Origin of the sequence: Aureibaculum flavum, assembly GCF_016406085.1 — a bacterium.
In the GTDB taxonomy this organism is placed as follows: domain Bacteria; phylum Bacteroidota; class Bacteroidia; order Flavobacteriales; family Flavobacteriaceae; genus Aureibaculum; species Aureibaculum flavum.
The window spans coordinates 337,726-350,555 of the sequence record NZ_JAEHFJ010000002.1 but is presented as its reverse complement, the minus strand read 5'-3'; the positions used below and the strand labels follow the sequence as shown (position 1 = coordinate 350,555).

At 34.2% G+C, this 12,830-nt stretch carries 7 protein-coding genes; 4 read left to right on the top strand and 3 right to left on the bottom strand.

What is annotated here, in order from left to right; all coding sequences use genetic code 11:
* Positions 1–7: 7 nt before the first annotated feature.
* The gene (locus tag JBL43_RS04875) at positions 8–2,443 is read right to left on the bottom strand and encodes a glycoside hydrolase family 94 protein (protein WP_198840348.1); all 2,436 of its coding nucleotides are present in this window, start codon (positions 2,441–2,443) and stop codon (positions 8–10) included.
* Positions 2,444–2,463: 20 nt separating this feature from the next.
* A complete protein-coding gene (locus tag JBL43_RS04870) occupies positions 2,464–4,077 on the bottom strand; it encodes an MFS transporter (protein ID WP_198840347.1) in 1,614 nt (537 codons plus the stop codon).
* A 330-nt stretch (positions 4,078–4,407) separates the two neighbouring features.
* Between JBL43_RS04870 and JBL43_RS04865 the strand changes: the two genes are divergently transcribed.
* The 4 genes from JBL43_RS04865 to JBL43_RS04850 all read left to right on the top strand — a co-directional run bounded on the left by JBL43_RS04865 (position 4,408) and on the right by JBL43_RS04850 (position 10,165).
* On the top strand, positions 4,408–6,906 hold the full coding sequence (locus JBL43_RS04865) for a glycoside hydrolase family 9 protein (RefSeq protein WP_198840346.1): 2,499 nt from the start codon (positions 4,408–4,410) through the stop codon (positions 6,904–6,906).
* 11 nt (positions 6,907–6,917) lie between these two features.
* Complete coding sequence (locus tag JBL43_RS04860) at positions 6,918–7,913, top strand: glycosyl hydrolase (RefSeq protein WP_198840345.1); 996 nt, start codon at positions 6,918–6,920, stop codon at positions 7,911–7,913.
* A gap of 69 nt (positions 7,914–7,982) precedes the next feature.
* Positions 7,983–8,828, top strand: a complete 846-nt coding sequence (locus tag JBL43_RS04855) for a hypothetical protein (protein ID WP_198840344.1) — start codon at positions 7,983–7,985, stop codon at positions 8,826–8,828.
* Positions 8,829–9,154: 326 nt separating this feature from the next.
* Positions 9,155–10,165, top strand: coding sequence for a glycoside hydrolase family 5 protein (locus JBL43_RS04850; RefSeq protein WP_198840343.1), 1,011 nt, complete (start codon positions 9,155–9,157; stop codon positions 10,163–10,165).
* 161 nt (positions 10,166–10,326) lie between these two features.
* Here the strand turns inward: JBL43_RS04850 and JBL43_RS04845 are convergent, their stop codons facing one another.
* Positions 10,327–12,828: a glycan-binding surface protein gene (locus JBL43_RS04845; protein ID WP_198840342.1), complete on the bottom strand. Its 2,502-nt coding sequence runs from the start codon at positions 12,826–12,828 to the stop codon at positions 10,327–10,329.
* Between the last annotated feature and the right edge of the window lie 2 nt (positions 12,829–12,830).

Below are 12,830 nucleotides of genomic sequence, written 5' to 3'. Positions count from 1 at the left end.
TAATAGTTTATCCCATGATTACTTCTATAGTATGTTCTTTTCCTTTTTCTAGGATAGGAACGATAGTAGAATCGATAGCTTTTCCATTTACATTAATTAATTTTATTCCCTTACTAACATGATCAGGGTTTTTAACTTCTATATGATAGGTAGCACCTCTAAAATCTCTTTTCATTTTAAAACCATCCCATTTTTTTGGAATACAAGGATTAATGTTTAATCCATCATAATCAGTTTTAATCCCTAATATATATTGAGTAATTGCAAAGAAGTTCCAAGAAGCAGTTCCAGAAAGCCAAGAATTTTTAGCCTCTCCAGGCTTAAAAGCCTCTTTACCGGCAATCATTTGACAGTATACATACGGTTCAACGCGATGCAGTTCTGATATATCTTCTAAAAAGCTAGGAGCTATTTTTGTATAATAGTCATAAGCTTGATCACCTCGACCTAATACTGTTTCTCCTATCATTATCCATGGATTATTGTGACAAAAAATGCCTCCATTTTCTTTGTAACCAGCAGGGTATGTTGAAATTTCTCCATATTCAATATGGTATTTTGTAAAAGCAGGGCTATTTAAAACAATACCATAATCACAATCTAAATGTTCTTTAACAGCATCTAATGATTTTTCAACCATTCCTTCTTCTTTTCCAATTTCGGCCATAGTACACCAGCCTTGAGATTCTATAAAAATCTTTCCTTCTTCATTTTCATTAGATCCAATTTTGTTTCCATAATAATCATAGGCACGCAAATACCAATCGCCATCCCATCCGTGGTTTTTTACAGCTTCGATCATATTGTTTACATGATTTTCAGCTTCATTAGCTTCTTCCTCTTTTCCTATTCTGCGACATAATTTTACATATTCTTTACCATAAACTACAAAAAGACCAGCAATCATTAATGACTCTGCTTTTCCATCTTTTTTATTTCCTGTAGTTTGAAAAGATTCATTTGGGTCTTCTGAAAAACAATTTAGATTCAGGCAGTCATTCCAGTCGGCTCTTCCAATAAGAGGAAGTCCATGTGGACCAAGATTATGAACAACATGGTAAAAAGACACTTTTAAATGTTCAAAATGTGGTTTTGCTTTAGAGGCATCATTATCAAACGGCACCATTTCATCTAATAAAGAAAAGTCACCTGTTTCTTTAATATATTCTGTCGTTGAAAGGATTAACCATAAAGGATCGTCATTAAAGTCTCCTCCAACGGCTGAATTACCTTTCTTAGTTAAAGGTTGGTATTGATGATAGCACGAGCCATCTTCAAATTGCGTTGAGGCAATGTCAAAAATACGTTCTCTTGCTCTTTCCGGAATTTGGTGTACAAACCCAATAAGGTCTTGGTTAGAATCTCGGAATCCCATTCCTCGTCCAATTCCTGATTCAAAGAATGAAGCAGAACGAGACATATTAAAGGTAACCATACATTGGTATTGATTCCAAATGTTTACCATTCTATCTAATTTATCATCGTTAGATTGGATATTTATTTTACCTAAAAGATTATCCCAATAGGATCTGAGTTCATCTAAAGCAGCTTGCACCTTTTCAACAGTATCAAACTTGGCAATCATTTCCTTTGCAGGTTTTTTATTAATGATTGATTTACTTTCCCATTTATCTTCCTTATCAACTTCTACATAACCTAACATGAATACATAGTCTTTTTCTTCACCTGGTTGTAACTCAACTTCAATATAATGAGATGCTATTGGTGACCAGCCATGAGCAACAGAGTTTTTAGGTTTTCCTTCGGTAACAACATCTGGTGCGTCAAAACCATTATATAAACCAATAAATGATTCTCTATCGGTATCAAAACCATGTATAGGTTGGTTAACTGAGTAAAATGCATAATGGTTGCGTCTTTCTTTAAATTCAGTTTTATGATAGATTACAGAATCTTCAATTTCAACTTCACCTGTATTAAAATTTCTTTGAAAGTTGGTCATATCATCTTCAGCATTCCATAAACACCATTCTACAAAAGAAAATAATTTCAATTTTTTAACTTCTGAAGATGTGTTTTTAACGGTTACTTTTTGAATCTCTCCCCAAAATCCAAGCGGTATAAACTGAATAACTTCAGTCTCTACGCCATTTTTTGAGCCTTTGAATTTTGTGTAACTCATACCATGACGGCATTCATAACTATCTAGTTCTGTTTTAGAAGGTTTCCATCCTGGAGACCATACCGTATCACCGTCTTTTATATAAAAGTATTTACCACCATCATCTACAGGGACGTTATTATATCTGTAGCGAGTTAATCTTCTGAATTTGGCATCTTTGTAAAAGGTGTAACCTCCAGCTGTGTTTGAGGTTAATGAGAAAAAATCTTCATTACCAAGATAATTTATCCAAGGATAAGGAGTCTTAGGGTTTGTAATTACATATTCTCTGTTAGCATCATCAAAATGTCCGTATTTCATAATATATATCTTTAATCGTATTAGTTGTTTTGTTCTTTTAATCTTCTGGAATTTAATTCTACAGTAATCTCATCAAGTTTCTTTTGGTTAAGAGGATATAAGGTCATTAATGCAGCAGTTACTACCGTTATTATTGCTGGAACCCAACTCATAAGCATAATAATACCTGGAATTGCTCCTTTTATAGATGTTGTATCTTGTCCATTATAATGAAAAGCCCCTAATACTAATCCAATTATTGCTCCTGCAATTCCGCCTCCAAATTTAGTGGCAAACGAACCTGCTGAATAGATAAGACCTGTTGCTCTTCTTCCATTTTTAAATTCTGAAAAATCTGCAGCATCACCCAACATCACAAAAAACAAAGTTGGGAACATTGCAGAGGCAAACTCTGAAACAATACCAATGGTGAAAATGGCACTAATATCTTCTGGGCCGCAAAACATCAGTAATGCATTTACACCTCCAGAAAATAGTAATGCATATATGAATAAATTACGTTTACCTAGTTTTCTTCCTAAAGGAGAAGTAAGCATGGCACCAGCCACAGAGGCTAACATGAGTCCAACCAAATACGAAGCCGCTAATAATTGATCATTTAAATAATGTGTAAAATAGATAACAACAATACCTTGTTTTATGGAATTGTAAACATTGAATAAGAGTCCGATAACCAACAGCACAACCCAAGGTTTATTAGAAATAAGGTCTTTTAAATCTTGTTTTAAATTATTTTTTTGAGCTTTAGGAGGTTGTACTCTTTCTCTTGTGGTATAAAATGTAATGAACATGAATAGTGCTAGGAAAGCAGACATTACATACATGGAATTACTATACCCTTTCTTTTGATCAATAATTGAAATAGTACTTTTGGTAATATTTTCTTCTCCTGATACAATAAATGCGTACTTTTTATCAGCTTGCATAGCAAAACTCTTTCCATGGGTTGGAATATTTTCTGTAGAATCCATATTCGCATCTTCCCAAACAAATGTTGCGATACCGTCTTCTGTTTTGATGTTGACACTCTCTACATCTCTCGATGTAGAAACTTCTACTTTAAACTTTTCATCAGCTAATTTATGAATTTCAATGTCTGGGTTCACATTCCCAAAATGAGCTACTAAAAACAATAAGGCACCTTGAACAAGCATACCTCCTGCAAATGCTCCTACCATTCTATAAGAACCTAACGTTGTTCTCACTTTATCATCTCCGGTCATTACTGCCATAAGAGCTCCATATGGGATGTTGTTGGCTGTGTATAGTAACGTGAAAAAGATATAGGTAATATAGGCGTAAGCAATTTTACCAGAAGCACTTAAGTCTGGGCTTGTAAATAATAGCGAGAGTATCACAGCCAAAGGTATAGCTGTCCATAATATCCAAGGTCTGAATTTACCATATTTAGATTTGGTTCTGTCTCCTATAACACCCATTAAGATATCACTGATTCCATCACTAAATCTGGCTACTAGAAATAGAACACCAACCGTAACTGGGCTTAGACCAAAAACATCAGTATAGAATATAAATAAGAAGGTAGCTACACCTCTCCAAGCAATATTTGCAGCTCCATCACCTAACGCGTAGCCGATTTTCTCTTTTAATGATATTTTCTGATTTATATTCATTTTGTTTTTAAAGAATTAACTAATTAATGGTTCGAGTAAAGCTTATATCATTTGTTCTTTTTCAAAAAAAATCAATTATGGGTAAAGAAGTAACTGTCGTATTTCAGTGTAAAAATAATCCAATACAAAATAAACTAGTATAAATGATGAAGCGTGCAATAATACAATTGTTGTAATGTGTGTTTTTTACAAGTATTTTGAACGAAATAGATTTGTTATTAGCTTTATGTTAAATATATTTACATAGAAACTAGTGGAATTTAGATCACAATAAAATTTTCTAAGTTGTAGTTTTTTTGTTAGAATTTGATAATCATAAAATTTAATATAATGAAGCATTTTTTATTTTCTTTTTTAGTGTTGAGCTTTGCATGTATTAGCGGACAAAGTCAGCTAGATTCTACTCAAGTTTTTACGCTTAACAATTTAGAGTATTTGGAAATGCAAGGAGCTAACGTTATGTTGGCACACGATTTTTATCCAGAAAGTCATCAAGGTGGCGTAGGGTTAATCCAAAATGGTATTCGTGTAGCCACAAATGGCGATTTGCGTTTAGAACCAACACCAGGCCAATGGCAACCTGTACCTAAGGTTGGGGAAAGGAAAGTGAATAAGGAAACTCAAGAAATAAGTGTTAGAATGACCTATCCTGATGCTTCTAAAAATAAAACAGGGTTCAACCCTATTGAATATCCCGATTTAAATTTGTCTTATAATCTTAAAGTTGTTCCTCAAGGAAAAGCATTTAAAATTATAGTTGATTTAGACGAGCCGCTCCCAGAAGAATGGGTTGGAAAAGTTGGGATGAATATAGAACTGTTTCCTGGTATATTATTTGGGAAATCCTATTATATGGATAATGATTTTGGAATATTCAATCGCCAAGCGAACGGACCAGGTTACACAGATACGGATGGTGAATTTCAAATATCACCAATGGCTGCAGGAAAAGAGTTGGTAATTGCTCCTGAAGATAAAAGTCAGACGTTAAGTATAAAAAATCTTCAAAACTCAGAGTTACAATTAATTGATGGAAGAGCGAAACATAGTAATGGTTGGTTTGTTGTAAGATCATTAGTGCCATCTGGCAAAACAAAAAATGCTATTGAATGGCTGGTAACACCAAATGTTATAGAGAATTTTAAATACAGTCCTGTTGTTCAGGTCTCGCAAGTAGGGTATCACCCCAATCAAGAAAAAATTGCTGTTATTGAAACAGATAAACGTGATGTTGATGTTGAAGAAATAAAATTACTTAGAATTAATAATCAAGGAGGTTTTACAGAAATCGTTTCAACAAAACCTGCAGAATGGGGTAATTTTTTAAGATATAAATATTATCATTTTGATTTTTCTGAAATAAAAACTCCAGGCATGTATGTGGTAAAATATAAAAACTTTAGCACAACTCCTTTTCAGATTAATGAAGCCGTTTATAAAAGAGATGTTTGGCAACCTACATTAGAGTATTTTTTACCCGTTCAAATGTGTCATATGCGAGTAAATGATAGGTATAAAGTATGGCATGGACGATGTCATATCGATGATGCAAGAATGGCACCAGTCAATGAAAATCATTTTGATGGTTATTTACAAGGCCCAGAAACACTAACTACTTTTAAATCAGGAGAACATGTACCTGGTATTAATTTGGGAGGTTGGCATGATGCAGGAGACTATGATCTTAGAGTAGAATCTCAAGCTTCGACCATTCAAGGATTAGCTCATATTTACGAAATTTTTAAGGTTGATTATGACAATACCAGTATTAATCAAGAAACTAAAACAGTTGAAATATTGCAGCCCGATGGCAAACCTGATGTTTTGCAACAAATAGAGCATGGAGCATTATCAATTGTTGGCGGCTATGAGTCAATAGGTCGATTTTATAGAGGTATAATTGTACCACATAAACGTCAATATGTTTTATTGGGAGATGCTGTTAATCATAGTGATAATGTGGTCTATTCAGGTGCGTCTCAATTGACAAAATCAGGTGTTTCTGACATTGAAATGGGTAAGCAAGGAGCTCCCGATGATCGTTGGGTGTTTACTGAAGATAATCCAAGAAGGGAAATAAATACGGCTTCAGCTTTAGCCGCAACTGCTAGAGTTTTGAAAGGCTTTAATGATGAGCTAGCAGACAAATGTTTGAAAATCGCAGAAGTAATATGGGTCACTACATCTACTGATAAAAAGATTGATAAAATTGAATTGGCGGTTGAATTATTAAGGACAACAAATAATGCCATTTATTCAAAATTTTTAAAAGATAATACCAAAGTTATTACTGAAAATATAGAAAAAGTAGGGTGGATTGTTGGTCCGGCGATACCTCTTGTTGATAGTAAAAAGTTTAAATCAAAAATAGAAAGTGGGGTTGAAGATTATTTAGAGAATGTAAAACAATTGGAAAAAGAAACTCCTTATGGTTTGGTGTATAAACCAAATATTTGGGGAGCAGGTTGGGGAATTCAAAATTTTGGGGTAAGACAGTATTATTTCCATACGAGTTATCCAGATATTTTTCCGAAGAAATATATGTTGAATGCAATGAATTTTGTTTTAGGAGTACATCCTGGTATAAATACATCTTCATTTGCTAGTGGTGTGGGGTCAAGATCGTTAACACAGGCTTATGGAATAAATAGGGGAGAACACTCTTATATACCCGGAGGTATTGGTTCGGGTACAGCATTAATTCGTCCCGATTTTCCTGAATTATTAGAATGGCCTTTCTTATGGCAGCAAACTGAATATGTGCTAGGAGGAGGTACAACAGATTATATGTTTCTCGTATTAGCAGCAGATCAATTATTAGATAAATAAAAATTATAGTTATGAAAGTTTTAATCTTGTTTTTGGTAATATTAAGCAGTGCTTTTTGTCAAGCTCAAAACGAACCTGTTAATAAAAATTCTTCAAAAGAAGTCAAAGGATTGTTGAAATATATCAATGGTTTAGATGATAAAATTTTATCAGGCCAGCATTGTTATAGTCATGAAACAAATCGATTTTATGATAGTGTGAAAAATATGACCGGAAAATACCCTGCCATTTGGGGAGCTGATTTTTATTGGAGTAATGGTGAGGTTGACCCTGGTTATAAACTTGTAAACGAAGTCATAAAAAAACATAAAGAAGGTGCAATAATTACATTAATGTGGCATGTAGGTAAACCATCAGATGACGCACCTTATGGTTGGAAAGAGAGTGTTCAAAGTGAAATTTCTAATAAAGATTGGAAAGACCTTGTTACACCAGGAACTTTATTGCACAAGAGATGGCTGCATCAAGTAGATCAATTGGCAATTCACTTAAAAGAGATTCAAAAAAATAAAATACCGGTATTGTTTAGACCTTATCACGAAATGAATGGTGTTTGGTTTTGGTGGGGAGACAAAAAGGGAGAAGAAGGATTTGCCAAGCTGTGGAAATTATTGTACCAACGATTGACAGATTATCATAAAATAAATAATCTGATTTGGGTTTGGAATGCCAATGCTCCTAGAGACATACCCAATGATGAAGCTTTTGAATACAAAGATTTTTATCCAGGACATCAATATGTTGATGTGCTAGCTACAGATGTGTATCATTATGATTATGAGCAAAAAGATTATGAGCAATTATTGAAATTGGCAGAAGGTAAACCAATTGCTCTTGGTGAAGTTGGGCAATTACCAAATGTTATTATTTTAGAGGCTCAACCAAAATGGTCATGGTTCATGGTTTGGTCAGGATGGCTAAAAACTGCAAATACAGATGAAGGTGTTAAGGATATTTATAAGTATTCTAATGTTATAACAAGAGATGAAATTTTATTTAATGAATAAAATTACTCAGAAAATTAGAATATAATAGAAATTAAAAGTCACAATTTTATAACTTAAAATATAATAGAAATGAAAAATAAAATAGTAGTTCTAATAGCCTTGGCAATCTGCTTTTTAACGTTTAATGGCCATGCTACGGATATAAAAATCTCAAGCGAAGGTGATTTCAATAAAGAAAGAGATTTATTATTAGTGCAGTTTGATTGTAAAACAGATGTAGACGACTTACACACGGCTGCAGCTTTAGCTACTATTTTGTCTGACACCTTGTATTCGAAAATAAACTTTCATGCAGTAGCAGGTACTTATGGTATTCAAAAAGGCTTGTATGTGCCGCCAAATGATTTAATGAAATTGGCTTTTGGCAATAATTGGACAGATGCACATGAAAATTTTAAAAATGCGATAAAGAATGTAAACGTTATTGTTAAAAAAACATTACTCAATAACGGTGATATTTGGATTGCAGAAGCAGGTCAGTCTGATTTTACCGCAGCCCTTATAAAAGTTATTCAAGCAGATATGCCTAATGTGGACATTTCTAAACGTTTTCATGTAGTACAGCATAGTGATTGGAATGAAAAGACAACAACTCCAGAAGAGTTACTCTTTGTAAAAAACAATACGGATTATCAAAAAATACCAGATGGTAATGCGGTTGGAAACGGAACTCCAGGATTTCATGATGCTGAGTTTAAAAATTGGGAAAGTAAAATTTCTGATCCAAAATTACTTGCTATTTGGCAGCTAGCCATTAAAACCTCAAATAAATACAACGGTCAAGAGGGGCGATACAAAAATGAGGCTATTTTTGATGGAGGTTTAGACTTCTCAGATCTTTCTGAAGTCTGTTGGATACTAGGTTTAAAAGATTTAAAAGATACCGAAGAGTTTTTTAATGACTACGCAAAATAGGAAGACAGTCTGAGTTCTGTCGGTGTAATAAATTATGGGCGGTTTCTTTCAAGCTTTTCATTATCTGTAAATGCCTATTCATTCGGTACGTAAATTAATCTTATTCCATATGCTTTAGGGATGTATAGAATTGTCAAAAATTTCGATTATTGATACTATATTATCAATCTTATAAACTAAACATTCAAGTGTAAAATTTTTATAAATTTTATGAAGACCTTTACGTATCTATTCAATGTTTACATAGCCAATATTTAAATAATAGAATAGGCGTAGCACTTTTTAACTGCTAATCAAAATAGTAATAATCTTATAAAAATAAAATCATGAAAATTTTTTTGAATAAAACGGTAGCAACTTTTATCTTACTTCTTGCTATTAATTTTGTGCATGCTCAAGAAGTCTTAAGTAGGGTTAGTGTTTCTGGGAATAGCTTTGTGAAAGCAGATGGGAAAGTTGCAGTTTTTAGAGGTCTAAATACTAGTGATCCTGATAAACTTGAGCGTCAACAGTTGTGGAATAAATCATACTTCGAAGAAATGAAGCATTGGGGAGCTAACTTGGTGCGGTTTCCTGTACATCCAACAGCATGGAAGAAAAGAGGTAAAGATGCGTATCTAAAACTTTTAGACGATGGTATTCAATGGGCAGGTGAATTGGGAATGTATGTTGTAATAGACTGGCATAGTATCGGGAATTTACGTACTGAAATGTATCAACATGATATGTATGATACAGATAAAAAACAAACCTTTGATTTTTGGAGGACCATAGGTAAAAAATATGGAAAGAATCCAACTGTAGCTTTTTATGAGCTTTTTAATGAACCTACTACTTATAATAATGAATTGGGAACAATTACATGGGAGCAATGGAAAGAACTAAATAAAGAAATGATTGGCATTCTTCGGGCCAATGGAGGAGAAGGTATTCCGTTAGTTGCCGGATTCAATTGGGCCTATGACCTTACTCCAGTAAAAGATAGTCCTTTGGATGTTGAAGGGATAGCTTATGTTTCTCATCCTTATCCTCAAAAACGTGAAAAGCCATGGGAGGAAAAATGGACAAAAGATTGGGGATTTGTAAAAGATAAATATCCAGTAATTTTAACAGAAATTGGTTTTAGCGGTCCTGAAGATCCTGGAGCTCATTCTCCTGTAGTTAGTGATGAGTCTTATGGTGATGCTATTACTAATTATTCAGATGAAAAAGGTATTTCTTATGTGGTTTGGGTTTTTGATAAAGAATGGGCACCACGTCTTTTTATTGATGATAAATATACGCCATCAAGGCATGGGAAGTATTTTAAAAAGAAATTACAGAGTTATAAATACTAAAATAAAAGTTTAAATCTCAGAATGGTTTCTTGAAAAAGTGAGAAAGATTTAATAATTACTTTATTGAGTTACAACTTATGAATCAATAAGAACTAATGTTTTTTTAAAACCGCTATACTTTTTAAAGTATAGCGGTTTTATTATCTTCTACTGAAACGATATTAATTAGCTTCAAACCTTACATTGTCAATTGCGAAATTTAACAATAATGGATTTCCATTATCTTCGATTGCCAATCCAAATTCTTGATTCACTGCACCGAAATCAGGTTGTCCGATAACGGATAGCGGTATTGTGTAAGTGACCCATTGACCTCCAGTATCAAGTGCTTCACCAGTATCAACCCAAGGTTGCCAATCATAAATAGCATCAGTTGCGTCACTATGAAATCTAAATCTAAAAGTTCCTGCAGCTATTGGTTCAATGGTATAGAGATCAAATTTTAAAACATAGTCGTTTATATTGGTACCTACAGTGCTTGCTCCATTGAATGTGCTAGCGTCATTTCTCCAAAACATATCATTCCAGCCTCCACCTCCCGTGGTGAGATTAACTCTACCGTAGCTCGAACCATCTAAACTTATGGAAGCATCATTTTCGGCAGCTGCGGCACCCCACCAAGCACCATTAGCATCCCAATCATAGAATACCAAATTTGAATCTGAAACGGGATCTGGTCCGCCACAGCTATAATCAGGAGCGTCAAAACGAACATTGTCTATAGCAAAATTTAATAAAATTGCTGCTCCGCCATCCTCAAATGCCATCCCGAATTCTTGATTTACAGCTGAAAAATCAGGTTGTCCAAGTGCTGATAATGGAATTTCTATCGTAATCCACCCTCCTTCAGTATCTAATGCTTCACCAGTATCAGACCAAGGTTTCCAATCGTAAAATGCGTCGTTTGCATCACTACGGAATCTAAATTTAAATGCTCCTGCGGATATAGGTTCAATGGTACGGATATCAAATTTTAATACATAATCGTTTAAGTTGGTGCCTACAGTGCTTGCTCCATTAAATGTGCTTCCATCATTTCTCCAATACATATCATTCCAGCCTCCCCCTGATGTCGTAAAATTAGCTCTACCATAACTAGAACCATCCAAACTTAATGCTGCATCATTTTCTGCAGCTACGGCTCCCCACCAAGGGCCATTAGCATCCCAGTCAAAGAATACTAAATTTGGATCTCCTACCGGATGTGGTCCATTACAACCTTGGTCAACCACAATGCCTAAGGCACCTAATAATGCTTGTGGAATTAAAACTCTATTTATTTCATGAATAATACCATTACTAGATCCGATATTTGGTGTTACTAATCCGGAAGGTATGGCATCCGTAAAAGAGGGTTTCAATCTTGGATTGTCTCCACTCAAATCTACTTTAAAAGTGTCTCCAAATAATGTTGTAACCGATCCTCCATCTGTTAAATCTCCTGCTGAAAGTTGACCAGCATACAATTGGTAATTTAATAGATCTTTTAAAACCGCTAACTCTTCGGGAGTATCAAAATCGTCTAGGCTTTCAAAATTTTCAGTTAATATGAATAACGCATTAAAACCATCATTATTTGGAGCGAAAGCCGTTAAGTCATCTGTTGCTAACATCGTTGTCATTCCAGCTTTTTCAATGGCTGCTAAAAAAGTTGAAAACCCTCTGTCTTCACATCTTTCAACCATGTTAAGTGTGGCACTTAAAATACTTTGAAAAACATCTTCCGTTAGCAATACTTTGTCTACACCATGCATTACACCATTTACGCCTTGCACATCGGTTAAATTGATGGTAGCGTCTGTATAGGATGCATCATTAATAGAAGTGCCTGAAATGTCAAAAGATTCTCCTTGCATACTTGTTTGTGCTGTTCCATCTATTAAAGAAGATAAAATATTTTCTCCAGAGACTATATGATATAGCAATACTTGGTTAAGAACATCCATGGGAATGTCATCTAAAGACGTCCATCCGAATGCTCCGTTTGCGTCCATCATAAATTTTTCAAAAGCGGCATTACTTGGTGCAAATAAGGTAAATAAGCTATCCTTTGCATCTAAAACGTCTTTTATATCCGATTTTTCAATGGCTTCTGCGAGCATTGAAAATTCTGGATTCGCTTTTACATGATCAAGAACGGTTGGAGGTGTTAATAAAGCATCAACAACATGTACAATACCATTGGTTGCTCCAATATCATACATTCCACTTGCCAAAGATGCCATTCCGTTAAACTTTAAACCATCACTGTTATCAGTAAAAAAACTAAGATTATTACCGTCAGGTCCTGTTGCCATAGAGGTTAAATAACCAGTAGTCATGTTGGCTGTAAAATCAGGTGTAACAGTACTTAATACATGATTTAATAGAATGTTTTGAAGTGAATCATTGCTAAGATTTGTTAAATTTAAACCTGTAAAAGCATCGTTTTTAGGAGCAAAAACGGTAAATGTTGTTGCGGTACTAAACGTTGAGTCTAATCCTGTTTGTTTTAAGGCACTTAAAAACGTAGATAACTCAGGGTTCTGTGAAGCTATCTCTGTAATGTTTTTTACACTCTTGCTTATTTGTGGAAATAAATCATCTTCGTCCTTACAAGAAGTTAGTAATGCGAATGATATGACTATGAACAAAAAACTATATTTCAGTTTGGATGCTTTCATTA

Bases quoted from the DNA above. Each gene is read 5' to 3' on its own strand.
- JBL43_RS04865 (WP_198840346.1), top strand. From the start codon at position 4,408: ATGAAGCATTTTTTATTTTCTTTTTTAGTGTTGAGCTTTGCATGTATT.
- JBL43_RS04855 (WP_198840344.1), top strand. From the start codon at position 7,983: ATGAAAAATAAAATAGTAGTTCTAATAGCCTTGGCAATCTGCTTTTTA.
- JBL43_RS04870 (WP_198840347.1), bottom strand. From the start codon at position 4,077: ATGAATATAAATCAGAAAATATCATTAAAAGAGAAAATCGGCTACGCG.
- JBL43_RS04845 (WP_198840342.1), bottom strand. From the start codon at position 12,828: ATGAAAGCATCCAAACTGAAATATAGTTTTTTGTTCATAGTCATATCA.
- JBL43_RS04850 (WP_198840343.1), top strand. From the start codon at position 9,155: ATGAAAATTTTTTTGAATAAAACGGTAGCAACTTTTATCTTACTTCTT.
- JBL43_RS04860 (WP_198840345.1), top strand. From the start codon at position 6,918: ATGAAAGTTTTAATCTTGTTTTTGGTAATATTAAGCAGTGCTTTTTGT.
- JBL43_RS04875 (WP_198840348.1), bottom strand. From the start codon at position 2,443: ATGAAATACGGACATTTTGATGATGCTAACAGAGAATATGTAATTACA.